The organism is Virgibacillus phasianinus (genome assembly GCF_002216775.1).
Taxonomy (GTDB): domain Bacteria; phylum Bacillota; class Bacilli; order Bacillales; family Amphibacillaceae; genus Virgibacillus_F; species Virgibacillus_F phasianinus.
The window spans coordinates 3,863,013-3,886,905 of sequence record NZ_CP022315.1 but is presented as its reverse complement, the minus strand read 5'-3'; the positions used below and the strand labels follow the sequence as shown (position 1 = coordinate 3,886,905).

Genomic DNA, 23,893 nt, shown 5'->3' with positions numbered 1-23,893 from the left:
ATATAACGATGAAATTATGGAAAATGTATAAACATACTTCTTTTGTAGTGAAGATGACAATTGGTTTTGTGCTTGGCATATTAGTAGGCATCTTTTTTGGACAGGATGCCGAAATACTGGAACCGCTTGGGACATTATTGATTAACTTGCTTAGTTTGATTGCCATTCCGGTAATATTTCTCACCGTCGTGCTCGCGGTAAATAAGATGAATGTTGCAATGCTTGGACGGATGGGTGGAAAACTAGTTTTATATTACATATTTACAACGGCCGCGGCTGTGTTGATTGGACTTGCCCTTGCATTATGGATTAACCCGGGGGAAAATTTATCATTGCCAGATACTACAGTAGACAAGCCGGATACACCAAGCTTTTCCGAAGTACTGTTGCAAATTGTTCCGAAAAATATCTTTGCAGCGTTTTCTGCTGGAGATTTAATGGCTATTTTGTTTATTGCGGTAATTATTGGTGTAGCAATCTCTAGTATGCGGTTTTCCAACGATGCAAAAATGAACGAATATGGGAATCTGTTGGATACATTTTTTACGGCGTTAAACGAAATGTTTTACAAAATCCTGACAGGAATCCTACTGTACGCACCGATTGGAGTATTCGCTATTAGTGCAACGGCTTTTGGAAGTCAAGGCTGGTCAACGCTAGAATCCTTGCTTAAATTTACAGCTGTTTTTTATTTGGGAATCATTTTGCTCTGGGTATTTGTATATACAACATTTCTGAAACTTTCTGGAACACCGGTAGTTCATTTCTTCAAGCAGACCAAGGAAGCCTATACAACAGCCTTTTTTACATCAAGCAGTATTGCTTCACTGCCAATTGCAATTTCATCTGCAAAAAAAGCAGGTATTTCGGAAACGACCGCAAATTTTGCGCTGCCACTTGGTGCGATATTTAACTCGGATGGTGGGGCGCTTCGAATGGGGGGTTCCCTTGTTTTTGCAGCAAATATAACGAATCTTAATCTCTCCCCAACCGACTTTTTGGTAATCGTTTTGATAGGTACCTTACTGTCGATTGGCACTGCGGGTGTCCCTGCAGCGGGGCTCGTTACACTATCAGCTGTTTTGACTATGTTCGGCCTGCCGTTGGAGATTGTGGCCTTGATAGCCGGTGTCGATGTGCTTATCGGCATGGGTGGCACCGCATCCAACGTAATCGGTGACATTATCGGATCAGCTGTAGTGGATAAATCGGAAAAAAGGCGTACTGCCTAGGCGGGACGGAAGGACAGGTTCCTCGACCCGCTTTGGCGGGACAAGGAACCTGTCCCTCCGTCCCATCTTATGCTTTTCCACCTGCCCTCTTGTCAGTGGAAAAACGGGGATAGCCTGCTGCAATTGCAATTATACCGGCTATTCCCAGCAGTACCGGATAAATGCAATACGGCATAATGGAAACAGGGGAGATGGATGCAACCCCGGCTACAGCCAGTAATTGCGCGCCGTATGGCAAAATTCCCTGAAATACACTTGAGAAAATATCCAGCATACTTGCCGCCCGGCGCGGGTCAACACCGAAACGCTCGGAAATTTGCTTGACTAATGGTCCAACACTAATAATCGAGATTGTATTGTTGGCTGTTGATACGTCAAAAACACTAACAAGACCGGCGATACCCGCTTCTGCGCCCTTTCTTGATTTGATCTGGTTACTGATTGTATTTAACAGAAAGTCAATACCACCATTCACCCGAACCAGTTCAACCAGGCCGCCGAGTAAAATGGATAACAGGGAAAGTTCCTGCATGCCAGCCATGCCCTCACCAAGTAAATTCAGGAATCCCATGCCATCGAATTTACCATAGAATAGACCAACAAACCCGGCGAAAATGGTTCCGCCAATTAATACGTAAATAACATTGACACCTGCAACCGCGAACACGAGTACAGCTAAATATGGCAGCACTTTAATCAGGTCATATGGATGCTCACCACTAATGGTCCCACTAGAATTAAATGTCATGATTCCAAAGATAACCGCAGTTACGATTGCGGCAGGAAGTGCAATATAGATGTTGACTTTAAATTTATCACTCATTTTGACAGCTTGTGTTCGGACCGCTGCGATTGTCGTATCTGAAATCATCGACAGATTATCACCGAACATTGCTCCACTGACAATGGCCCCCATAATTAAAGCAGTGCTCATACCCGTTTGATCTGCAAGTCCAACGCCTATCGGGGCAAGCGCGACGACTGTACCGACCGAAGTGCCCATCGAAATGGAGATGAAACAGCCTATAACGAATAATCCCACAATCAATAGGTTTTGCGGCAAAAAGGTCAGCCCCAGGTTGACGGTCGATTCAACCGCACCAACACCTTCAGCGACTGCAGCGAATGAACCAGCCAGCAGGTAAATAAGTACCATTAATATGATGTTAGGATGACCGGCCCCTTTTGTCAGGTGATCGAGTTTATCCTTAAAAGCCATTTTCCGGTTCATAAACAGCGCGAACAGTACAGCGATAAACACAGCAACAAGTACTGGCAGTTTATAAAAGTCGTCGTTGATCAGCCCGGAGCCGATGAATAAAAATAAAAATACGCCAAACGGCAATAATGCCAACGCGTTTCCTTTTTTAATTTCTGGTGTGTTCATTACAATTTCCCCTTTGATGTAGTAGTAGTCTGCGATTACAAGGGTTTTTTTACGCGATTTTAAAAAAAGCTACAAAAAATAAAAAACCTCCCGTGTTCTGGAAGGAGATTGATTGAAACCCTTATCTTCCAAAACGCATGTAACGCGAATTGCTGGAGTTGGCACCTTGCATGTTAAGCAGGTTGCCGGGCTTCACAGGGCCAGATCCCTCAGCCGCTCTGGATAAGCAATATTAAAATTGATGATAGAAAGTGTAATACAATTTAGATCGAGTGTCAATGGGGGACATAGGGACAGGTTCCTTGTCCCGCCGTTCGGCGGGTCGAGGAACCTGTCCCCCCGTCCCAAACATTTATTTATTTTACTATTTCCATATCTATCTCGTGCTCTTTTATTTCGGCTATAGGTAATAAAGTTTTTTTAAAGTCGAATTCCTTCAATTCTTTCCCTTCAAGGATTCTATTAGGCAGGTCGGGATTTGCTAGTGCGCTTGTGCCAAGTGAAATAAGATCTGCATGATTTTTTTCTACTAATCTCTCCGCTTTGTCAGGTTCTCCAAGTTTTCCGTTTGCGATAACTGGAAGTTTTCCAAACTCTTTAGCGGCCTGTGTTAACGTTCTGCTGTCTTCACCAAATGCGGGTGCTGTTGCATCACCATCCGTTACATGAATGAAGTCTAATGAAGTGTTGCCAAGTGTTGAAAAGATGGACCTTGCTTCATCTTCTCCGCCGGCCCATTTATGGTTTGGATCGGATACCTTGATTTGCGAAATCCGGATTCCGATTAAATAATCCGGACCAACTGCAGCACGTACTTCGTCTATAACTTCAACCATTAATCGCACACGGTTTTCAACGGAACCCCCGTATTGATCTTCCCGGTGATTTAAATAATCGGTTAAGAACTGATCCAATAAATATCCATTGGCACCATGCAGCTCTATACCATCAAATCCAGCTTCTTTTGCCCGGATGGCACTTTGTACGAACGCATCTTTTACCTGGTTAATATCGACTTCGCCCATTGCTTTTGGTGTCTGGAATGAACCGGATCCACCGTAAAATCCCAGTTGTTCACCCTTTGGAGCAATTGCGGAAGGGGCAATGCTTTCATTGGTATATGCATTACCTTGGCTTTGCCCACCAGCATGCATGAGTTGTGCGATGAGCAGGGAATTGTGGTGATGGACAGCTTCAACTACAGGTTTCCATGCCTGTATATGTTCATCACTGGCAAGACCAGGCTGATTTTTATATCCTTGGCTATATCGCTCGTCTGGGTATATTCCTTCGGTGATCACAGCGCTGAAGCCACCCTTTGCAAAGCGTTCATAATACCGTTTCATGGTCTCATTTACCCGGCCATCTTCCTCCGCACTTATCCGAGTCATCGGAGCAACTATATAGCGGTTATTAAGTGTTTTATTTTTTATTTGTGAAGTTGAAAATAATTTATTTTGTTTCATTAAGTGTCATCCTTTCAAAGTACTCAAGCATTCGTGTACATAATGGAGTACATTTGTTTTTGGTTCAAGGTATTTGCTCAGGGACGGAGGGACAGGTCCCTCTGTTCCAAAGTGAAACTTATTCAGGTTCTAATCCGTATGAAAATTAACATAGTAGATACAAGGAGGAGCTTTGATGGGGGAGTCTATCTATTTTACGGATAACTTTTTTTCGGCGGGCAATACGGATATGTACAATGGGAAACAGGAGCGGGTTGGGTCGCTAGATTTAAAGAGTGCCTTTTCTTCTGGTGTCGATATTCTGGATGTGGAAGGGAATATCGTTGTAAAAGGTTCTTTTCCCTTTTTGTCGAACGGATGGATTGTCAAGGACCAGGAAGATCGAGAGATTGGTAAACTGAAGCAGCGCATGGCTTTTTTCTCCAAAAAGTTTATCTACCGTACATATCCTCATGGGGAATATGAAATTAAATCAGACGCCTTCTCGAAGGAATATGACATTCTGGATCAGGGGGGAAACCTGATTGCTACATTTAAAAAAATTAGTGGAGTTTTTCAATCCCCAGCATATGAATTAGTAAGTCATTCGCCGCTGTTAGCAAAGGAAGAATTAATAGCTGTTGTGATGGGCGTCAATATGATTATCAAGCGCAATAATAGTGCAGCCGCGAGTGGTGGTGGGACATAGGGACAGGTTCCTCGACCCGCCGTGGGCGGGGCAAGGAACCTGTCCCTATGTCCCGTTTCTTAAAATTAGAATTAATAAAGTGAGGGGAAGCTATGTCTGATGCAGTAACCATTAAAAATGTTACAAAGATGTTTGGTAAGACACTGGCGGTAAATAATGTTTCTTTTTCAATTGAAGAGGGGTCCACCGTGGCAATTCTGGGACCTAATGGGGCTGGAAAAACAACTGCCATTTCGATGATGCTTGGGCTGATTGATCCAACAGAAGGGCACGTTCAACTATTTGATAAAGATCCCAAAGAAATTGAGGTCCGCAAAAGAATTGGCGCTATGTTACAGGAAGTAAGTGTGGTTGATAAATTGAAAGTACGTGAAATCATTGCACTGTTCCGAAGTTATTATCCTAATCCATTATCAATGAAGGAGCTAATTGATTTAACAGGCTTAAGCAACGATGATTTAAACAAGTGGGCGGATAAGCTGTCAGGTGGTCAGAGCCGCAGAGTTGGTTTTGCCCTCGCCCTTGCAGGGAACCCGGATCTTATTTTTTTCGATGAACCCACAGTAGGATTAGATATTTCAGCCAGGCGACTTTTCTGGGAGAAGGTTGATCTGCTCAAGGCTAATGGAAAAACTGTCATTTTTACCACTCATTATCTTCAGGAAGCCGATGATGTTGCGGAACGGATTATTCTGTTTCACCATGGTGACATTATTGCGGACGGAAAACCGGATGATATTAAAAGAAAATTGACTGGGCGAAATGTTTCTTTCCGGACAAATGACGAAGATGCAATAAGCAAACTGCAGGAATTGCCAATGGTAACTGGACACTATGAAAAGAGTAATCGGCATTATCTTATATCAGAGGATACGGACGCAGTATTGGCCGCTATTTTTCAACAACGTATGGATGTGAAGGATATTTGGTTGGAACAAGGTCGTTTAGAAGAAGCATTTGAGCAGCTTACTGCGGAACCCAGGGAGGTTGGTCAACGTGAACGCAATAATGATGCAGTGTAAGGCGGAAGTACTTCGGATTTTTCGCAATCCATATTTTGTATTTTGGTCCCTGTTCATGCCGATCGTGTTTTACTTCATTTTTACGAACATTGTTAATACCGGCGTTCCAGATGCAGAGCAATGGCAAGCCCACTATTTAATGTCAATGGCCACATTCAGTGTAATGGGGTCGGCAATTATGACATTTGGTATTCGGATGGTTCAGGAACGAACACAGGGGTGGTCCACCTTTATGAAAATTACGCCGTTTCCATCGTGGGCGTACTTCTCAGCAAAGATGTTCGGACAGACCGTTATGCACGTTTTTTCCATCATTATCATTTTTTTGGCAGGATTTCTTATCAATGGGGTCTCGTTAACTTTTGCTCAGTGGTTTTTTTCAGGTTTATGGATCCTGCTCGCTTCTGTGCCGTTTCTGGCAATTGGGACGCTGGTGGGAGCTATGAAAAAGGTTGAAACAGCAAGCGGTGTTAGTAACATTGTTTACCTGGCGTTAGCGATTGTAGGCGGGATGTGGTTCCCTACATCAACCTTTCCCGATTACATGCAGAATATCGCGCAATGGCTACCATCCTACCACTTCGGCAGCGGTGCCTGGGATATTGTCCACGGGGGTTATCCAGACTGGCAAAGCATATTAATTTTAATAGGTTACCTGCTAGCCTTTATGTTTATATCAATGTATATACGGAAGAAACAGGAGGCAGTGTAGGGACGAAGGGACAGGTTCCTCGACCCGCCGTTCGGCGGGACAAGGAACCTGTCCCTCCGTCCCAAACAGATGCCTTTTCTTTCTGGGTGGAGTTTGACATAATATCTATTGCATCAGGGAAAGAGGAGGACATACATTGAATCAAACAAATATAGCTACGAAACCGTTATTTGAGCCTTTTACTAGTGATAAATTGGATTTACCCAATCGAACGGTGATGGCACCCATGACACGTGGGTTTTCACCGGACGGCGTACCTGGGGAAGATGTGGCGGCATACTACCGACGTCGGGCTGAAAATGGCGTAGGCTTAATTGTAACAGAGGGAACAGGGATTAATCACCCGTCAGCTGTTTCAGGTGCCAGTATTCCACTATTTCATGGCGAAGCATCCTTAAACGGCTGGGCCGAAGTAGTGCATGAAGTTCACCGTGTTGGCGGAAAAATTGTTCCGCAGCTATGGCATGTGGGGATGACCCGCAAAAAAGGCGAGCTTCCGAATGAAGAGGAACTTCCTGTTGGACCGTCAGGCCTAACCTTGTCCGGTGAACAGGCAACCGAGCCGTTGACGGAGGCGGAGATTGTCCAAATGGTGGAAGCTTATGCGCAGGCAGCGGTAGACGCGAAACGTATTGGCTTTGATGGGATAGAGCTGCACGGCGCGCACGGTTATTTAATCGACCAGTTTTTCTGGGAAAAAACGAATAAGCGTACGGATCGCTATGGTGGGGATTTCGTCGGCCGAACCCAATTTGCGGTCGAGGTGATTGAAGCATGCCGGCGTGCAGTTGGTCCGGATTTCCCAATTATCTTTCGTTTTTCTCAATGGAAAATGAGTGACTACAAGGCTAAGCTTGCCAATAATCCGGATGAGTTGGCACGTTTCTTAAAGCCGCTTGTAGAGGCAGGCGTGGATATTTTCCACTGTTCCACACGTCGTTTCTGGGAGGCAGAATTTGCGGGATCTGAATTAAATCTGGCCGGCTGGACTAAGAAACTTTCAGGTAAACCAGTCATTTCAGTTGGGTCGGTTGGACTTGATGGTGAATTCACAAGCTTTGCCGGTGCCAACACAACCAGTCTGGATGGTCTTCTGAAAAAACTTGAACAGGAAGAATTTGACCTGGTTGCCATTGGCCGTTCTTTACTAATGGATCCGGAATGGGTCAAAAAAGTGCGCAACGGCAAGTCAGACGATTTATTGCCTTTTGATAAGAAAGCACTTCAAAGGTTGTATTAAAGCGGGACAAGGGACCTGTCCCTAGCGTCCCCCGCATAAAAATTTGCCTCTCGGTACATGCTAAGCACATGTTTGGGAGGCGTTTTTATTGGATAATAACGATTTTGAGAAGATATATAATGATTATAAGAATCAGTCGGATAATCAAGCGGATGAGCAGGTAGTAGAATCGGGCCAGGAGCAGATTGTCGCTGTTCGTAAAAATGACGATGGTGATATCATTGCTTTTAAGACAGCAAGTGGTAGGGAATTGGACTATCTGACCGCTCTCGATGAAGCAAAAGCCGGAAAGCTTGCTCATGTGGATGTTTTCCATAAGTATGGGAGAGACATCATCCGAAGCGAGCCGGATGGTATTCAGGAAAATAACTTAGACAATCTGGACACTTTTTAAATAATCTATGTAAGGCCTTGTTCCTTTTTGAGGAGCAGGGCTTGTTTAATTTATATACCGGGAATCGAAATTATGTATTATAATAGGCGTGTAAGAGAAATAGTAGAGGAGACAATTAAATGTCGAATGAGAGAAAATTAACGATGCAGGAAAAGGTTCAGCAGCATCTGAAAAAGAAAAAGCAGGCACAAGCTACGAACAAAGGTAGATTCAACATGAACAGTTCCACGCAGCGCATGAATAGCCAGCAAACAAAGAAACCTAGTAATACCCGCCGGAAGATGGGCAGCTAATCATAGGAGACCAGTGGGGCTTGGGGTATTTTGGCTAACATAAAAAATATCGGGACAAAAACTTCTGTCCCTAAGCACTCGTAATAAAAGCATTTGTTATTCCCAAGCCTTTTATTTTATCAACGTCTTGGAGTACGCGTTTCCTTTCTGAATACGGACCAGTTTCTACACTATAGAGTTCCCCGCCATTCGTTTTATAGATTTTAATGTCAGCATTAATTCTGTTCCTGGTTAATAGATTATACTGGTTCTGAGCACTTTTTTTCTTACCAGTTGTGCCAACGACTATCTTATACTTTCCCATAAAAACCCTCCTAACCTTGTTTTATAGGTAGTATATTCAGCCGTTAAACAAAGGAATGGTCGTTACACATGACTTTTGATAAATTGATTAAATAGACTATGGGACGCAGGGACAGGTTTCTTGTCCCTATCCCAGTATATTGATCGCGTAAACTAGAAGTATGGCTAGTAATACGGCCAATGCTAAATAAAGTAGGAGGGATTTGACCTTCGTTTGCACGGAAGTTTGGTAATATGCCCTAATTCGGTTTACTTCCTTGCTAATCTCGATAAGTTTGGCTTCGTTTTTATTTTGCACTTTGGCGAGGACCGCATCGTACTGGTGATCTTCATCGATAATTCCCTCACTATAGCCCATACTTTCTATGGTTCGTCTAAGTATTATTTTCTCAGCATTTTTCTTTTTGACCTCCATGCGTTTCTTTTCCTGCAGAATTGGAAAAGCGAAGCCTGAATTGTTCTTGAGGAAATGATTGACCTGGTCCTTTTGATAGGTAAGTTTGTTGACTAAACTAGTATATTGAGCATTACTTGTCCCTGAATCATTCTGAGTTAAGCTTTGAAAATCATGATTTATTTCAATTAAAACTTGTTCCTCGTGCTTCATGACCTCCTCGTTTGTATTCTCTTTAAACTGCTTCCACCATGTAACTAGACCAAAAATAAAGATCAGCATAAGGATTGGGTCCGGTGAGATAAAAATGATTGGAATCAGAATGATTAGCCCAATTAACCATATTTTTGTTGACAACACACTTACAATCCGCCCGCCATCAAGCGGGGATACAGGAAAAAGATTGAACAAATTAATAAGTGCTCCTAATTGGATCACGAGAGCCCAGTAAGGGTCGTTCGTTATTATGTAAAGAGCAATTGCTGGTAATATAGAAATTAAGCCCGCCAAAGGACCGCCGTAAGCTACAAAAAATTCGGTCTTTGCATTTTTAATTTTTTTCGGGTCAATTCCAATTGCTGCCCCTAAAAACGGAATGAAAATTGCTGGACTGGTCGGGATCCTTTTCATTTTGGCAGCAACAAGGTGCCCCATTTCGTGAACAAAAATTAAATACACAAGCGCAATCGCAAATTTCCATCCATAAAATACTGCATAAGCCCAAAGCGATATGAACATCGAGGCTAAAGTAGCAAACTTGCCCACCTTTAAAAGGACTAGCAGCCACTTGGCCTTTGTAAGCAGGAAGACCCCAATTACAGCAAGCCATCCCCATAAACCTTTATTTGATTTCTCTTCAGCAGTAGTTGCCATCAAAGACTCCCCAATCAACTTTTCCTTCATTTTAACACAAGTTGCGGGACTTGGGGACAGGTTCCTCGTCCCACCAAAGGGCGGGACAAGGAACCTGTCCCTACTGTCCCATTGTTATCTTGAGCTGGTTGGCGTGGTGTGTGTTGAGTAGGGTGCGGTAGTATGGGTAGGAAATGGAGCATAGGTTGTGGTGATAGATTGATTGGTATAGGATTACTCGATTTTCTGTTGTCCGGAACGATCTGCTGCTGTTCCGGTATTTAAGGTCCATCCAGTGTCTGAAGTTTGGCCTTACAAATTTATCAAGCATCGTAGCATCCACTTCACTGGACTCGCCTAGAAGGTTTAATTGTTCAATCATTGCCTCGGCACTCAGAATCCCCATGCCATGACCATAATAGCGGTCATCCCCAAGGAAAACAGCATTTTCTCCCTGCCATTCTGGTCGGCGATGGTCAGGGTTGTCAAAATACACAACATCCCCCGGAATAGGCTCCCGTGCGGTTGCAATATCCAAAGCCAAATCGGAATCTGTTACCCAGCTGTACAAATATAGATCCTTGAAGTAATTATCAAATGTTTCAGCGCCAAGATACTCTAGCGCAGCATAGTAATACAAAATAATCATCGCCGTAGCGCACTCAAACGCATACGCTGTGCCGTTTTGATAAATATCACGAATCGCAATGGATGATTTTACCCCGGGCCGTAACCGAATTCCACCTTGCTCCGTAATGGTCCAATACCGATCATTCGCCCTTGTTTCACTAAAAACGGCAAAGGACACGCTACTATTATTGAGTTTTTTTGCCGCATTCATAATCTGTTCCCTGATAAGGATGGTGTTCTCAAGTTCAGCAAATGAACGATAGCGATAAACTCCAGGGCTATTGTCCAGCTGCTGCAAAATATTTCTCCCTGTACTCGAAACTTGGACTTGTTCAATCAACTCATTCCATTGAAAAGTCCTGCCTGCAACGTTAATCATTTTTCTCATCCCATTTCCGTAAAAAAGTCCTTAGGTTAGTGTATACAGTTTGGCAGGGTTTTGTGATGAGTGCCCGGGTGAGGGAAATAAAAATGATTGCCAAATTTCAATTCGTGATGATTATGTGAAATAACAGTGACCAAGGGTGTTTTGTGAAATTTTGTAGATGATGGAAGAGTTCTAGCGGGTTGAATAATCACCAATTGATTACTTTAAACACTTGGGCGGGACGAGGAACCTGTCCCTGCGTCCCACCGCAGATGTGGACAATAATTGAATCAATTTAACTGGTGACATTTATTTATAAAATAGTGCTATCAAATAATGCGATCTGTAGGTATAATAAGATTACTAGAATATAGAGAGGGCGTTATCATGCAGAAGAGACTTCGTGCCTCCTTGTTAAATGAAGAAAAACGCACGGTTATTTGGTTTTTATGGTTATTTTATACGGTTTATTTTGTTTATGATATTTTTTATAATTACTTGTTGCCTAGGTTCTTTTGGTCATCCCAACAGGATTTAACAGATAAAGGTTTGAATTACTTTGGTTATATCATAATGCTAATTCTTTTGCCTATAGTATTTTATCTGTTTAAGAAAAACAAGCCTGGAATAGTTAAATATGTTTATTTTACCGTTTTTACATTGATAAATATTCTAACTGAATCTTGGTTTTATTGGGGTACTGATATCCCTTATAGTAGTGGAAACGCAGCGGAATTCGTAATTGTTTTGTTTTCCCCAATATTTGTGAATAAAAGGTTTTTCTACTTTGTTTCGATAGGTTCCATCTTAAAATATGCAATTGTTGGGGTAATTCTTCAGGATCCAGTTGTTTTATTACCTATGCTATTATTTGCGGTTTTGGCCTTAATTGCTTACATCCTTCTTAATCGTTTTCTGAGTTATGTTAAGGCGGTAAAGAACTCTTACGATCAGCAAATGGAAGGGATTGTAAAAGGAATTATTGCTAGTCTCGAACTGAAAGATCCATATACACGCGGTCATAGTGAACGGGTAGCTGAATATGCGACGCGGTTAGCGAAAGCAACGGAAAAATTCAATTCAAGCGAGTTAAAATCATTTTACTACGCATGTTTGCTGCATGATATTGGTAAGATTCAGATCCCAGATTCTATTCTGTCTAAATCTGATAAGTTAACAGAGGAAGAATATCGGGTTATAAAAACTCATCCTGTTGTTGGTGCTGAAACTCTACGGCAGGTAGAAGGAGTGTCTGAAAATATTGATGTAATTTACTACCATCACGAACGTTGGGATGGCAGTGGTTATCCGGAGGGATTAAAAGAGGAATCGATACCTTTACTTCCAAGAGTCACTGCGATTGCTGATGCATTTGATGCAATTACTTCGTCACGTTCCTATCGGCCTGCTTTATCCCTTGATGAAGCTTACAGACGTATTATCGCAGGAAAAGGAACTCAATTTGATCCAAGTTTGGTAGATTTATTTATGAAAGTATATCCATCATGGGTCGACTACTATAATCAACATGGCAGTATTGCCTGAATCAAATTAGTAAGGAGGTGAACTTTACATGAAAATACGCAAACTAAATAAAATCAAAGTAACTTGCTGGTGGTGCGCTTGGTTAGGACGTTATTAAAATATTTTTCATGTATTACGAGGATGCTAGTCACTAGCATCCTATTTTACAATCTATTGGTGGTGTAGCAATGAAACTATCCCTGCAATCTCAGCTCATTTTATATCCTTTAACAATCCGTCAAGATAAAAAGCATTACATTGTGGAAGAAAGCCTCTCGGGTGAATTTTTTGAAATGCCGAAAGTTTGTATTGATGCCATTCAGCTAATTAACCAAGGCGAATCACTGGCAGTCATAGAGCAGCATCTGATCCAAACTTATCCGGATGATGATATAAACTTAGTCGAATTCGCGGAGCAGCTCCTTGCCCTTGGACTCATCAAGGAGGTTGACGGTGAAGCCATTCGGGTTATCAAAAAAAGTCAATCACCAAAAGGCTTTATGTGGATTCCTTCATGGGTAGGGCAGCTCCTTTTTAACAAAATAACAAGTAAACTGTTTGTGGCGGTTATTTGTATCAATATTCTCCTTGCAATCATTCATCCCGGGCTACTGCCTGAATATCAGGATATTTTCCTGTTTGATTCCATGATGCTAAACGTGCTCATGTATATGGCAATTACTTTGGTGTTAATCGTGATTCATGAATTCGGGCATATTTTGGCTGTTCGCTCCTACAATCTTCCTGCTAAACTTGAAATTGGAAACCGCTTGCTTTTTATTGTATTCGAAACGGATTTATCCCCAGCATGGAAACTGAAGCCGCAGCAACGAAATAGGTTGTATACGGCTGGCATGTGTTTTGATCAAATGATGCTTTTCATTGCATTTGTTATAACGCTGTCGTTCCCGGAAGGACACGCACTGCTTATTGGGATTTCCGGTATTGTGACCCTCGATATTGTGATTAAAATAATCTATCAATGCTGTTTCTACATGAAAACAGATTTATATTATCTCGTGGAAAACATCACCGGCTGTTACAATCTGATGGAAAATGGACGGCAATATTTATGCAAATGGCTGCCATTTATCAAAAAGGATTCAACGACCGAAACGTTTGTGGGCGAGGTGAAGGTTGTTAGAATGTACGGGGTGTTCTATATCTGTGGTGTCTTGTTAACGCTCAGCATGTTCGCAATCTATTTTATCCCCCAGGCACTCTATGCATATTCCCAAGTGTTACCCGAGTTATTGCATCCGGTTGGCAATCCGTACTTCTGGGATGCCGTTGTATTCCTTGGGCAAACGTTACTGATCGGTGGGTTGCTGGTTTATTCGTGGATGAAGAATCGTGGTAGGGAGAAAATATCATGGTAGTGTGAAGAGAAGTTGCTTTATTTGGTAAAAGCAAATGAGGACTATTTACCTTTTAACTTAAGCGTTCATTTTTCGGGCTACCAATGATAGTAATGGCTGAATTAAAATCCCAAGCTATTATCATTGGCAGCCCGACCTTTTTATCAACGTTTCTATTTTATTACTTCCGGTTTAGGATAATCCTTTCCATTGGTATCTACTTTTACAGTTTTCATTCGCTGGTCTTCCAATGGTTTGTCAGCATCATTGCGTTCTACGGAAACAATGGCATCGACGGTATCCATTCCTTCCACAACTTTCCCAAATGCAGCGTACTCTCCATCAAGATTTGGTGATGCTTTTACCATGATGAAAAACTGTGATCCCGCTGAATCCGGGTCTTGGGAACGGGCCATCGAAATAACGCCACGCTCATGCTTTAATTCATTTTCAAAACCATTTGAACTGAATTCACCCTTAATCGAATATCCAGGTCCACCGGTACCAGTTCCTTTAGGATCACCGCCTTGAATCATAAATTCAGGAATCACGCGATGAAAAATTAACCCATCATAAAACCCTTTTTCAACTAAAGAAATAAAATTATTGACGGTATTTGGGGCGATTTTCGGATACAATTCAATCTTAATCTGTTCATCATTTTCCATGGTAATGGTGACGATTGGATTTTCTTGTGCGGACTTGTCCTGCCCGCTGTCCTGTTTAGTCTGGCCCTCCGGCTCTTGTTCCTCTGTTTGATTATCTGATTGCGCCCCGCAACCTGTAATCATCATGATGAAAATCACTGCTCCAACAATTAATAAAAGTCCTTTATAGTTAGACAACACTTTCATCCGAAACCTCCTCGTATACATTTTTTGGATATAGTATAGCATCTCATGTACATCGAGACTATTGAATAGGTATTATTAATCAAACTTCCACAGGATGAGGAATCTGTTCCCTCTAATCTAGATGCCGGTCGTAGATGTGAAACAGACCGACAAATTAGATGCTACCAAACCAAACTGCCCCTTACCTGTGATTATCGAGTTAGAGGGTAAGAAGGAACTAACCAAATTGAATAAGCAGTTAAGTAAGGTATTATCAAAGAAATCAAACCAAGTCATTCGATTTACAACAGGCAAAACATTGAATTGTTTGGAATTGGAAGACAGGTGATGGCCTACTATCCTGAATCATGGGATGAGAAGGAATGAGAGGACCTGTATCCAAGATTGATTTCACGTCAAAAGTTGCTGTCGAGATTTTCCAGCATAGGATTAAAAAGTTGGGTGAGACCTAGGCTAATTAGTACATAAGCTCAAGAGCACACGAACCTACGTAAACGCGTGGGTTATTTGTGATTTTAAACAATCCGGGGAGATTAGCACGAACTTTGGCCAGAACGTTCGAACCCGGGTGAAAGCAATCCAAACCCAGTCGACCTGAACATCAATTTTCAACATAACCTTTCTACAAGTACTTTTGCCTCCCGTACCGATTCTTCTTTGGGTAAATCTGCTTATTTCTTTCACTTCTTATTGACATTGATAATCATTATCAATTATTGTGATAAATGTAATTAGTAATGAAATTCATTCTCAATTAAAAGATCATATTGAGGACAAATGTAATGATTATAATTATTAGCTGGGAGTGGTGAATGGTGGAATCAACCGTTGGAGGAAATGAAGCAATTTTATCAATGCAAGAAAAAAGAGAATCAAACGCAAGGTCCTATCCAAGAAAGTTTCCTCTTGCAATTAAAAGGGCAGAAGGCGTTCATGTAACGGATATGGATGGAAAGCAATATATGGATTGTTTAGCAGGAGCAGGAACGCTGGCTTTAGGTCACAATCACATGGTCGTCCGGGAAGCAATCGAAAATGTCATGCAGTCATATTTACCCTTACATACATTAGATATAACGACACCAGTAAAAGAAGCATTTATTGATGAGGTGTTCGCTTCTTTGCCACAATCATTTGCTGAAAAAGCCAAGATACATTTTTGTGGGCCAACAGGTGCTGATGCAGTAGAAGCAGCCTTGAAATTAGTGAAGACGGCAACTGGCGATAGGGCTATACTTTCTTTTCAAGGAGGTTATCACGGATCGACACACGGAACTATGAGTGTTAGCGGGACAATAGGGCCAAAGAAGAATGTTCATGCACTTGTACCAGATGCCCATTTTCTTCCGTATCCGTATGAATACCGCTGCCCGTTCGGTATGGGCAAAGAGGGACACCGCATTAGCAGTACATACATTGAAAATTTATTGGATAATCCTGAAGGCGGTATTGTCAAGCCTGCCGGTATTATTGTAGAAGTTGTACAAGGTGAAGGTGGTTCCGTCCCTGCTCCAATCGAGTGGTTAAAAGAGCTTCGCCGTATTACGAAAGAACGAGACATCCCATTGATCATCGATGAAGTGCAAACGGGTATCGGGCGAACAGGTAAAATGTTTGCATTCGAGCATGCTGGAATCGAGCCGGATGTCCTTGTGCTTTCAAAAGCAATAGGGGGAAGCCTTCCACTTTCTGTTGTTGTATACGATCGTAGTCTTGATCAATGGGAACCAGGAACACATATTGGAACATTTAGAGGTAACCAAATGGCGATGGCGGCTGGTCAAGCAGCTTTACGTTTTATAAACGAGAAACATTTGCCAGAATATGCTCTTGAGATGGGTACCTATTTAATAGAACAGTTGAAATCTATTCAAGAAAGAGTGTCTTCCATTGGCGATGTGAGGGGCAGAGGACTGATGATTGGAGTCGAAATTATTAATCCTATGAAGCAGCCAAACGGAATTGGCAGTTATCCGGCCTATACTGACCTTGCCAAAAAAATTCAACAAGAATGCTTCAGCCGAGGATTAATTTTAGAAGTTGGAGGCCGTTTTGATACCGTAATCCGCCTGTTGCCCCCATTAATTATTTCTAAAGAGCAAATTGATGAGGTATTGCAACGCTTCAGTGAAGCAATTACAAGTGCCGAAGCTCAATTTGGACTGCGATAGAAGGTGATGGAGATGAAAACAAACTTTACACAATGGTTTCTCCATTCTAGTAATGAAAGCAAAAATATGTACCGTACACTCATGGATAGGGCTGTTGCTTTAATTACGGAGCAGACAACAAGTACAACTCACCCATTTTCTGGGGCATCTCATCACGAGATTGAAGAAACAGTGAAGGAGATGCTCACGATCCCATCAGCAGGGCAGAAGATTGAGGATGTGATGGAGGAAATCCAAAATGGAATTGTGAGAAATTCTTTATGGGTTTCCCATCCTTCTGCTATGGCGCATCTTCATTGCCCGCCTGTACTTCCGTCGCTTGCAGCTGAAGTCATTATCAATGCACTCAATCAATCGATGGATTCGTGGGACCAAAGCCCTTCTGCCACTTACATTGAGGCGGATTTAATTAATTTTTTGACGAAGCAGATTGGCTATCTTGATCACGCCGATGGTGTTTTTACAAGCGGTGGAACACAGTCCAATTATATGGGTTTATTGCTTGCCCGCAATAAAGCCTGTCAGACGTATTTCTCGATAAATGTTCACAAAGAGGGGTTGCCGGTTGAAGCAAGTAAATTACGGATTCTTTGCTCGGAACACGCCCATTTTTCGGTCCAGCAATCGGCGGCGCAGCTTGGACTAGGCATGGATGCTGTAGTAAAGGTGGAGGTAGATGACAAACAACGACTTTGTCTAAGCGATGCAAAGGAAAAAATTGAACGGCTAAGGGAGCAAGGACTTCTTCCCTTTATGGTTGTGGCAACGGCAGGAACGACAGACTTTGGCAGCCTGGATTGCATACGTGAGATTGCAAAGCTTACGAATGAAGAACAATTGTGGCTGCACGTTGACGCAGCCTATGGTGGGGCTCTATTATTTTCTCACCAATATCGCTATCTTGTCAGTGATTTATGCTTAGCCGATTCCATTACAATCGATTTCCATAAGCTTTACTACCAATCTATAAGTTGTGGAGCTTTCTTCGTGAAAGATAGAAAGGATTTTCAACAAATTGCTTATCATGCAGATTACTTGAATAGTGAAGAAGACCAGGCGGACGGTATTATCAATCTTGTGGAAAAAAGTGTTCAAACAACAAAACGGTTTGATGCTTTAAAGCTGTTGATGACGTTTAAATTGATGGGAACTGATTTGCTTGGAGAACTGATTGATTATACTGTTAATTTGGCCAGAGAAACAGCATTGCTGTTAAAAGAAGAACTTTCGTTTAAGGTGCTGAATGATCCGGAAATCAATGTTGTCTTATTTCGCTACTTACCCTTAGATCACCGGGAAGATCAGGCATATGTGGATGAAATTAACCTCGGGATTCAACGTGCCTGCTATCAAAGCGGGGAACTGATCATGGCGAAGACGAAACAAAACGGAAACGTATATTTGAAATTTACCATGCTCAACCCCGTCAATTCGATTAGCAATATGCAGGTCCATATAAAGCGAATGAAAAAGGCTGCAGAAAAAATAGAAAAAGAGCGAGGAGAGATTCGCTATGAATATTCCATTCATCACTAATCATCTTACCATACAAAATTTGATTAATTGTTATGTGAGGGAAACAGGGAGAGGGGAATGGAGGTCTGCTCACGAAGTCCCTGTTGCATTAGGGGACGAAAGGATCAAGCAGGTATTGGTTATTTCGTTGGAACAGCAGTCGATTACCTTATATTTTCCAGTTCAATATAAATCAGTGACAGACCGCCATCTCTTTACACCAGTTACGTATTATCAAGTAAAGAATGAAGGAGCGAAAGAGCTTGATTACATTACGCTGCTTGCATCTATGCAAAAAGAATTTTCACTTACATCCAATAAACCTGTTCAAACGGCTGAACTAATGCTTCGAACAATCTTAAGCTATCAGAATATGAAAGGTATTCTTTCAGAGCGAAGCGATAATCTGGAAGAATGCTATCAAATGGAAAAAACGTTTCTTCAATCTGAGCAATCGCTGCTTGTCGGGCATCAAGTACATCCGACACCGAAAAGTCGTCAAGGAATTGATGTGGATGAAGAGCACATTTTTGCGCCGGAACGAAAAGGAGCATTCCAGCTTCATTACTTCCGGGCTGTAAATGATATCGTCGAAGAAGATTCTATTTTGTCTCAAAATGCTTCCGAACTTATCAAAGAAGGCGTAAAGAAAGACCCTTTTGTTTCACAATCGTTTAAGGATGAATATTGCCGGGGAAATAGTTTTTCCCTCATCCCTGTTCATCCGTTGCAAGCACGAAAGCTGTTAGGGCGGGAAGATGTAGGGAACCTGATTCAGTTAGGAAAACTTGATTATCTGGGTCCACACGGAAGAAAATATTATCCAACATCTTCAGTGCGGACTGTGTACCATCCAGAGGCCAGCTTTATGTATAAATTTTCGATTCCTGTGAAAATTACCAATTCGCTGCGCATCAATAAACGAAAAGAGCTTAATCGCGGCGTGGAAGTAAGCCGCTTGCTTCATGGAGAGCTTCGCGAAAAGCTGACAGAAGCGCATCCATCGTTCCGCATTATCGAGGATCCAGCTTATATTACATTGAAGCTTGGCCTAGAAGAAACTGGATTTGAAGTGGTCATACGGGAAAATTCATTTCAAGCAGGGAACGATTCACGAACGACGTTGCTTGCGGCACTTTGTCAAGATCATATAGCCGGAGGGTCTTCCCATTTAGCCAATATCATTTATGAAATAGCAGGCAAAGAAAACATTTCAATCGCCGCCGCAAGTGAACAATGGTTTGTCAGGTATTTAAAGGTCGGCTTGCGTCCGCTTTATTGGTTGTATGCTACGTATGGAATAGCTCTTGAAGCCCATCAGCAAAATTCCATTATAAAACTGGATGAGCAAGGGTATCCTTCCATTTTTTATTATCGTGATAATCAGGGTTACTATTTTATGGAATCGAAGGCCAACGCCTTAAAACAGCTCGTTCCAACTTTAAATGAAAAAAGTGACACGATATGTGCCGACTCGATTGCAGAGGAACGATTCCGTTACTATGTCTTTTTCAATCACTTGTTCGGTTTGATTAATGCTTTTGGGGTCAACCGGCTAATCGATGAACATCGATTACTAGAAATGATGAGAGTGGAACTGTCAGACTTTAAGAAACAGTTAGGCGATCATACAAATTTACTTGATTCTTTATTATATGAAGAGAAACTGCCATGCAAAGCTAACCTGTTAACGAGGGTGCACGATATGGATGAGCTCGAAGGATCTATGGAGACGCAATCGGTGTATGTTCATCTTACAAATCCATTGGTTGTAGCGGCAGGTGGGCGCCATGTCTAATTTCCACGTCCCAGTTGAACGGTATGATTCGGTAATTCAACAGACGATTTCCTTTCGCCCGGTATGTATGACAGAAGATATAGGGCGGCTTCATTCATGGATGCATGAAGAGCATGTGGTCCCCTTTTGGAATTTAAATATTCCAATGAAAAATTATCGAACACATTTAGATGAAAATTTGCTTGATGATCATCAAATACTCTTGATTGGTGAACTTGATGGCGTACCGATGAGTTATTGGGAGTCCTATTGGGTGAAGGGCGATATTGTCGGAGATTATTATGCCTTTGATGAGTTCGATCAGGGGATTCACTTATTGATCGGGCCAAGAGAGTTTTTAGGAAAGGGCCTTATCTATCCATTATTAATGACGATTTTGGATAAAAAATTTCACGTAACCAAAACGCGTAGGATCATAGCGGAACCTGATATACGAAATGAAAAAATGATTCACGTGTTTAAAAAATGTGGTTTTCAACCTGTTAAAGAAATTGAATTGCCCGACAAGACGGGTTTACTGATGGCATGTGAACGGAAAATGTTTGAAAGAAGGTGGACGGATTGGCAAATAAACAAATTTTAGACGTCATTGGAGTAGGAATTGGTCCCTTTAATCTCGGTTTAGCAGCATTGCTTGAAAAAACAGAATGTCGTTCGTTGTTTTTTGATCAAAAAGCTCATTTTGACTGGCATCCAGGAATGATGCTAGAAGGGGCGACACTGCAGGTACCTTTTATGGCGGATGCTGTAACAATGGTGGATCCAACAAGCCCGTTCAGCTTTATGAACTATTTGCATGAGCAGAAGCGGCTGTATCATTTCTACTTTCTTGAGAAATTTCATATTCCAAGGTCAGAGTATAATCATTATTGTCAATGGATGGCAGAACAACTTCCACAGCTTCAGTTTGCATGCGAAGTGATGAACATTGAGCAAACTGAAGAGGGACATTTTTGCGTTACTGTTTTTTCTTCTAGCGATAAGGAACGAGAAACGTATTATGCAAAACATGTGGTAGTTGGAGTGGGAACAAAGCCGTTCATTCCAGAAAAATTTCATTCGGCACTCGGTGATCAGGTATTTCATTCTTCACAGTATAAGGATAAGCGGAACGATATGCTAAAAGCTGATTCGGTTACGGTAATTGGCTCAGGGCAAAGTGCGGCTGAAATTTTTCATGATCTATTGTCCAACCAACATAGTCACGCGTATAAATTATCCTGGTATACAAGATCAAGGGGATTTTATCCGATGGAATACTCCAAGCTTGGGTTGGAGCATTTTTCACCAGATTACACTCGCTATTTTTATAATTTGCCGAAAGAAAAGAAACAATCAATCCTGGACAAGCAGGGATTACTGTACAAAGGAATTAGCGTTGATACAATTGCCGGCATTTATGAATTATTGTATGAACGAACGGTTGGAGCCAATACGACCAACGTTCATTTACAGGCGTTGACCGAGCTTGAGTCCATCGAAGAACGGGATGGTCACTATCAGTTATCCATGTGCCAGTACGAACAAGGGGAAAACAAGCAAGTGGAAAGTGAGATTGTCATTCTTGCAACAGGTTATCATCCATTTATTCCAGCGTGCTTTAACGGGATAAAGTCCATACTGGAATGGGATGAGTTAGGTCAGCTTGTTGTTCATGAGGATTATCAATTGAATAATGCAGGTCATCATCACTTATTTATACAAAACGGGGAGCTTCATACACACGGGGTCGGCGCGCCCGATTTAGGACTTGGGGCGTTCCGGAACGCTACAATAATTAACCAAATAGCTGGAAAAGAAATCTATCAAATCTATGAAAACAGTGTATTTCAACAATTTGGAACAGGGAGTGGTCGATAATGAAAATTAATGAGACGCCTTTACATATGTTATCTGAAAAGACTTGGAAGGAAGCAGATCGACAACTTTTGGCGAAAATGCTTCAAGAGTTTATGTACGAAGAAATTATTATGCCGACATTGTTGAAGGAAAAAGAAAATGTCCAGTTTTATGAATGGCATGACAAAAAAGGAACGGTGTACCAATTCGAAGCGAAACCTCGTTTATTCGATAGTTTTCAAGTATCAGTTGAGAGTATTGAAGTCATAAAGGTAGAAGAAACAGAAATACCATTATCGCTAGCTCTTTTATTAAGCATCCAAGAAGAAGGAAAAATGACCGGTTCAACAGCAGGCCACTTAGTGAAGGAGTATTTACATACACTTGTAGCGGACACCCATTTAGAGGGAAAAGCCAAATCCTCTGAGCAATTAACTGAACTGGATTATGCAGAGCTTGAGGGAGAAATGACGGGACATCCATGGATTACCTATAATAAAGGGCGGATCGGGTTCGGATATGATGATTATCTGGAGTACGCACCCGAACAACAAAGGAAGGTAAACCTATCCTGGATCGCCGTCCACCAAAACATCGGCTCATTTCATTCTATTGAACGTTTAGCTTATAGAGAACTACTTACACAGGAACTGGGGCAAGCGAAAAGTGAGCAGTTTAAAAAAAGGCTTAAGGATCTAGGCGTAACGGAATCGGATTACTACTTCATGCCGATTCATGAATGGCAATGGAACAACATGATCGTCTCTATGTTTGCTGCAGAAATCGCTAAGAGAGAAATTATTCCACTGGGAGAAGGAGAGGATGATTACCTCCCACAGCAATCGATTCGCACATTTGTTAATGTCACCAATAAAGATCACTATCATGTCAAGCTGCCAATCAGCATTTTAAATACGCTTGTCCATAGGGGATTGCCAAGTGAGAGAACGGTTATTGCGCCTGAAGTAACGGAATTTATGAAGAACATACTTGAACACGATTCATTTTTAAAAGAAACATGTCGTCTTGGTCTGTTAGGTGAGGTTGCAACGATGAATGTTGATCACCGTGCATTTCATCAATTAAAAGGTGTTCCCTATCAATATTTAGAAATGCTTGGCGTTGTATGGAGGGAAAGTATTTACAAGGAAGTTCAAGGAGACGAGAATCCCATTACACTGGCGGCGCTGCTATATGTGGATCATGAAGGCACCCCATTTGTATCAAAGCTCATTGAAAAATCAGGACTGACAGTGGAGCAGTGGGTTCATAAATTGACAAACGCAATTCTGCCACCGCTGCTCCACTGCCTATATCAATATGGTGTAGTCTTTTCACCGCACGGCCAAAATACAGTGCTGGTCCTGAAAGATTCCATACCTGAACGGATTATCATGAAAGATTTTGTTGACGACGTAAATATCAGTGACCAGCCACTTCCGGAATTGGCTGAGTTGTCATCTGAAATGAAAGAGGTTTTGCGCTGCGAACCACCTGAAGGTTTGACACAGTTTATTTTTACCGGATTGTTCATTTGTCATTTCCGTTATCTAAGTAATATTTTGCAGGAAAACGAACAATTCTCTGAACATCGTTTTTGGAGTATTGTCCGTGAAGAGGTTCTATCCTATCAGGCTAAATTTCCGCAATTACAGGAACGATTCGAGCTGTTTGATTTGTTCCGTCCAACATTTACCAAACTTACCCTGAATCGGAATCGGATGTTTGATTATGGATATGAAGATGGAGACGACCGTCCGCACGCAAGCGAGCATGGAAACGTTGCGAACGCCCTTCATGAAGTAATCTCTCAAAACGATCATGTGAAAAAGAGAGTATTTAAGTGAAAAATGA

The 23,893-nt window shown here is 41.9% G+C and carries 21 protein-coding genes and 1 riboswitch; of the genes, 15 read left to right on the top strand and 6 right to left on the bottom strand.

What is annotated here, in order from left to right; all coding sequences use genetic code 11:
* Positions 1 to 8: 8 nt before the first annotated feature.
* The gene (locus tag CFK37_RS18880) at positions 9 to 1,232 is read left to right on the top strand and encodes a dicarboxylate/amino acid:cation symporter (protein WP_089063331.1); all 1,224 of its coding nucleotides are present in this window, start codon (positions 9 to 11) and stop codon (positions 1,230 to 1,232) included.
* Positions 1,233 to 1,299: 67 nt separating this feature from the next.
* Here the strand turns inward: CFK37_RS18880 and CFK37_RS18875 are convergent, their stop codons facing one another.
* Positions 1,300 to 2,619, bottom strand: coding sequence for a Na+/H+ antiporter NhaC family protein (locus CFK37_RS18875; RefSeq protein ID WP_089063330.1), 1,320 nt, complete (start codon positions 2,617 to 2,619; stop codon positions 1,300 to 1,302).
* Positions 2,620 to 2,737: 118 nt separating this feature from the next.
* Positions 2,738 to 2,848: riboswitch (SAM riboswitch) on the bottom strand.
* Positions 2,849 to 2,975: 127 nt separating this feature from the next.
* Complete coding sequence (locus CFK37_RS18870; RefSeq protein WP_089063329.1) at positions 2,976 to 4,085, bottom strand: oxidoreductase; 1,110 nt, start codon at positions 4,083 to 4,085, stop codon at positions 2,976 to 2,978.
* Positions 4,086 to 4,260: 175 nt separating this feature from the next.
* Between CFK37_RS18870 and CFK37_RS18865 the strand changes: the two genes are divergently transcribed.
* The 6 genes from CFK37_RS18865 (at position 4,261) to CFK37_RS20245 (ending at position 8,434) form a co-directional block, all read left to right on the top strand.
* Positions 4,261 to 4,773 carry an LURP-one-related family protein gene (locus CFK37_RS18865; RefSeq protein ID WP_089063328.1) on the top strand — a complete coding sequence of 171 codons (513 nt, stop codon included), beginning with the start codon at positions 4,261 to 4,263 and terminating at the stop codon, positions 4,771 to 4,773.
* A 92-nt stretch (positions 4,774 to 4,865) separates the two neighbouring features.
* Complete coding sequence (locus CFK37_RS18860; RefSeq protein ID WP_089063327.1) at positions 4,866 to 5,795, top strand: ABC transporter ATP-binding protein; 930 nt, start codon at positions 4,866 to 4,868, stop codon at positions 5,793 to 5,795.
* Positions 5,770 to 6,507, top strand: a complete 738-nt coding sequence (locus tag CFK37_RS18855) for an ABC transporter permease (protein WP_172840536.1) — start codon at positions 5,770 to 5,772, stop codon at positions 6,505 to 6,507. Before CFK37_RS18860 ends, CFK37_RS18855 begins: the two co-directional genes overlap by 26 nt.
* A 136-nt stretch (positions 6,508 to 6,643) precedes the next feature.
* Positions 6,644 to 7,747, top strand: a complete 1,104-nt coding sequence (locus CFK37_RS18850) for an NADH:flavin oxidoreductase (RefSeq protein WP_089063326.1) — start codon at positions 6,644 to 6,646, stop codon at positions 7,745 to 7,747.
* An 88-nt stretch (positions 7,748 to 7,835) separates the two neighbouring features.
* Entirely contained in the window at positions 7,836 to 8,141 is a 306-nt protein-coding gene (locus tag CFK37_RS18845) for a DUF3892 domain-containing protein (protein ID WP_089063325.1), read from the top strand.
* 119 nt (positions 8,142 to 8,260) lie between these two features.
* Positions 8,261 to 8,434: a hypothetical protein gene (locus tag CFK37_RS20245; RefSeq protein ID WP_172840535.1), complete on the top strand. Its 174-nt coding sequence runs from the start codon at positions 8,261 to 8,263 to the stop codon at positions 8,432 to 8,434.
* Between the two features lie 70 nt (positions 8,435 to 8,504).
* Here the strand turns inward: CFK37_RS20245 and CFK37_RS18840 are convergent, their stop codons facing one another.
* From CFK37_RS18840 to CFK37_RS18830, 3 genes are all read right to left on the bottom strand, one after another.
* Positions 8,505 to 8,738: an SPOR domain-containing protein gene (locus CFK37_RS18840; RefSeq protein ID WP_089063324.1), complete on the bottom strand. Its 234-nt coding sequence runs from the start codon at positions 8,736 to 8,738 to the stop codon at positions 8,505 to 8,507.
* Between the two features lie 126 nt (positions 8,739 to 8,864).
* Positions 8,865 to 10,004 (bottom strand): site-2 protease family protein, encoded by a 1,140-nt coding sequence (locus tag CFK37_RS18835; RefSeq protein ID WP_089063323.1) that lies wholly within the window; start codon positions 10,002 to 10,004, stop codon positions 8,865 to 8,867.
* 100 nt (positions 10,005 to 10,104) lie between these two features.
* On the bottom strand, positions 10,105 to 10,992 hold the full coding sequence (locus CFK37_RS18830) for a protein-glutamine gamma-glutamyltransferase (RefSeq protein ID WP_089063322.1): 888 nt from the start codon (positions 10,990 to 10,992) through the stop codon (positions 10,105 to 10,107).
* A 375-nt stretch (positions 10,993 to 11,367) separates the two neighbouring features.
* Between CFK37_RS18830 and CFK37_RS18825 the strand changes: the two genes are divergently transcribed.
* Entirely contained in the window at positions 11,368 to 12,525 is a 1,158-nt protein-coding gene (locus CFK37_RS18825; RefSeq protein WP_089063321.1) for an HD-GYP domain-containing protein, read from the top strand.
* 167 nt (positions 12,526 to 12,692) lie between these two features.
* Entirely contained in the window at positions 12,693 to 13,883 is a 1,191-nt protein-coding gene (locus CFK37_RS18820; RefSeq protein ID WP_089063320.1) for a peptidase, read from the top strand.
* Between the two features lie 152 nt (positions 13,884 to 14,035).
* Here the strand turns inward: CFK37_RS18820 and CFK37_RS18815 are convergent, their stop codons facing one another.
* Entirely contained in the window at positions 14,036 to 14,716 is a 681-nt protein-coding gene (locus CFK37_RS18815; protein ID WP_216639614.1) for a peptidylprolyl isomerase, read from the bottom strand.
* 812 nt (positions 14,717 to 15,528) lie between these two features.
* Here CFK37_RS18815 and CFK37_RS18805 point away from each other — a divergent pair.
* Genes CFK37_RS18805 through CFK37_RS18780 form a run of 6 tightly spaced genes read left to right on the top strand, consistent with a single transcriptional unit; the run spans position 15,529 to position 23,886 of the window.
* Positions 15,529 to 16,887 carry a diaminobutyrate--2-oxoglutarate transaminase gene (locus CFK37_RS18805; protein ID WP_089063318.1) on the top strand — a complete coding sequence of 453 codons (1,359 nt, stop codon included), beginning with the start codon at positions 15,529 to 15,531 and terminating at the stop codon, positions 16,885 to 16,887.
* A gap of 12 nt (positions 16,888 to 16,899) precedes the next feature.
* Positions 16,900 to 18,423, top strand: coding sequence for a pyridoxal phosphate-dependent decarboxylase family protein (locus CFK37_RS18800; protein WP_089063317.1), 1,524 nt, complete (start codon positions 16,900 to 16,902; stop codon positions 18,421 to 18,423).
* Positions 18,401 to 20,200, top strand: coding sequence for an IucA/IucC family protein (locus tag CFK37_RS18795; RefSeq protein WP_089063316.1), 1,800 nt, complete (start codon positions 18,401 to 18,403; stop codon positions 20,198 to 20,200). Before CFK37_RS18800 ends, CFK37_RS18795 begins: the two co-directional genes overlap by 23 nt.
* Positions 20,193 to 20,783 carry a GNAT family N-acetyltransferase gene (locus CFK37_RS18790; RefSeq protein WP_089063315.1) on the top strand — a complete coding sequence of 197 codons (591 nt, stop codon included), beginning with the start codon at positions 20,193 to 20,195 and terminating at the stop codon, positions 20,781 to 20,783. The genes CFK37_RS18795 and CFK37_RS18790 overlap by 8 nt, the downstream gene beginning before the upstream one ends.
* Positions 20,762 to 22,060 (top strand): lysine N(6)-hydroxylase/L-ornithine N(5)-oxygenase family protein, encoded by a 1,299-nt coding sequence (locus tag CFK37_RS18785; protein ID WP_089063314.1) that lies wholly within the window; start codon positions 20,762 to 20,764, stop codon positions 22,058 to 22,060. The genes CFK37_RS18790 and CFK37_RS18785 overlap by 22 nt, the downstream gene beginning before the upstream one ends.
* Positions 22,060 to 23,886 carry an IucA/IucC family protein gene (locus CFK37_RS18780; RefSeq protein WP_089063313.1) on the top strand — a complete coding sequence of 609 codons (1,827 nt, stop codon included), beginning with the start codon at positions 22,060 to 22,062 and terminating at the stop codon, positions 23,884 to 23,886. The genes CFK37_RS18785 and CFK37_RS18780 overlap by 1 nt, the downstream gene beginning before the upstream one ends.
* The last annotated feature ends 7 nt before the right edge of the window (positions 23,887 to 23,893 follow it).

Coding starts and splice junctions, on each gene's coding strand:
- CFK37_RS18865 (WP_089063328.1), top strand. CDS start 4,261: ATGGGGGAGTCTATCTATTTTACGGATAACTTTTTTTCGGCGGGCAAT.
- CFK37_RS18825 (WP_089063321.1), top strand. CDS start 11,368: ATGCAGAAGAGACTTCGTGCCTCCTTGTTAAATGAAGAAAAACGCACG.
- CFK37_RS18875 (WP_089063330.1), bottom strand. CDS start 2,619: ATGAACACACCAGAAATTAAAAAAGGAAACGCGTTGGCATTATTGCCG.
- CFK37_RS18880 (WP_089063331.1), top strand. CDS start 9: ATGAAATTATGGAAAATGTATAAACATACTTCTTTTGTAGTGAAGATG.
- CFK37_RS18805 (WP_089063318.1), top strand. CDS start 15,529: ATGGTGGAATCAACCGTTGGAGGAAATGAAGCAATTTTATCAATGCAA.
- CFK37_RS18800 (WP_089063317.1), top strand. CDS start 16,900: ATGAAAACAAACTTTACACAATGGTTTCTCCATTCTAGTAATGAAAGC.
- CFK37_RS18860 (WP_089063327.1), top strand. CDS start 4,866: ATGTCTGATGCAGTAACCATTAAAAATGTTACAAAGATGTTTGGTAAG.
- CFK37_RS18840 (WP_089063324.1), bottom strand. CDS start 8,738: ATGGGAAAGTATAAGATAGTCGTTGGCACAACTGGTAAGAAAAAAAGT.
- CFK37_RS20245 (WP_172840535.1), top strand. CDS start 8,261: ATGTCGAATGAGAGAAAATTAACGATGCAGGAAAAGGTTCAGCAGCAT.
- CFK37_RS18795 (WP_089063316.1), top strand. CDS start 18,401: ATGAATATTCCATTCATCACTAATCATCTTACCATACAAAATTTGATT.
- CFK37_RS18835 (WP_089063323.1), bottom strand. CDS start 10,004: ATGGCAACTACTGCTGAAGAGAAATCAAATAAAGGTTTATGGGGATGG.
- CFK37_RS18780 (WP_089063313.1), top strand. CDS start 22,060: ATGAAAATTAATGAGACGCCTTTACATATGTTATCTGAAAAGACTTGG.
- CFK37_RS18820 (WP_089063320.1), top strand. CDS start 12,693: ATGAAACTATCCCTGCAATCTCAGCTCATTTTATATCCTTTAACAATC.
- CFK37_RS18790 (WP_089063315.1), top strand. CDS start 20,193: ATGTCTAATTTCCACGTCCCAGTTGAACGGTATGATTCGGTAATTCAA.
- CFK37_RS18815 (WP_216639614.1), bottom strand. CDS start 14,716: ATGAAAGTGTTGTCTAACTATAAAGGACTTTTATTAATTGTTGGAGCA.
- CFK37_RS18830 (WP_089063322.1), bottom strand. CDS start 10,992: ATGATTAACGTTGCAGGCAGGACTTTTCAATGGAATGAGTTGATTGAA.
- CFK37_RS18870 (WP_089063329.1), bottom strand. CDS start 4,085: ATGAAACAAAATAAATTATTTTCAACTTCACAAATAAAAAATAAAACA.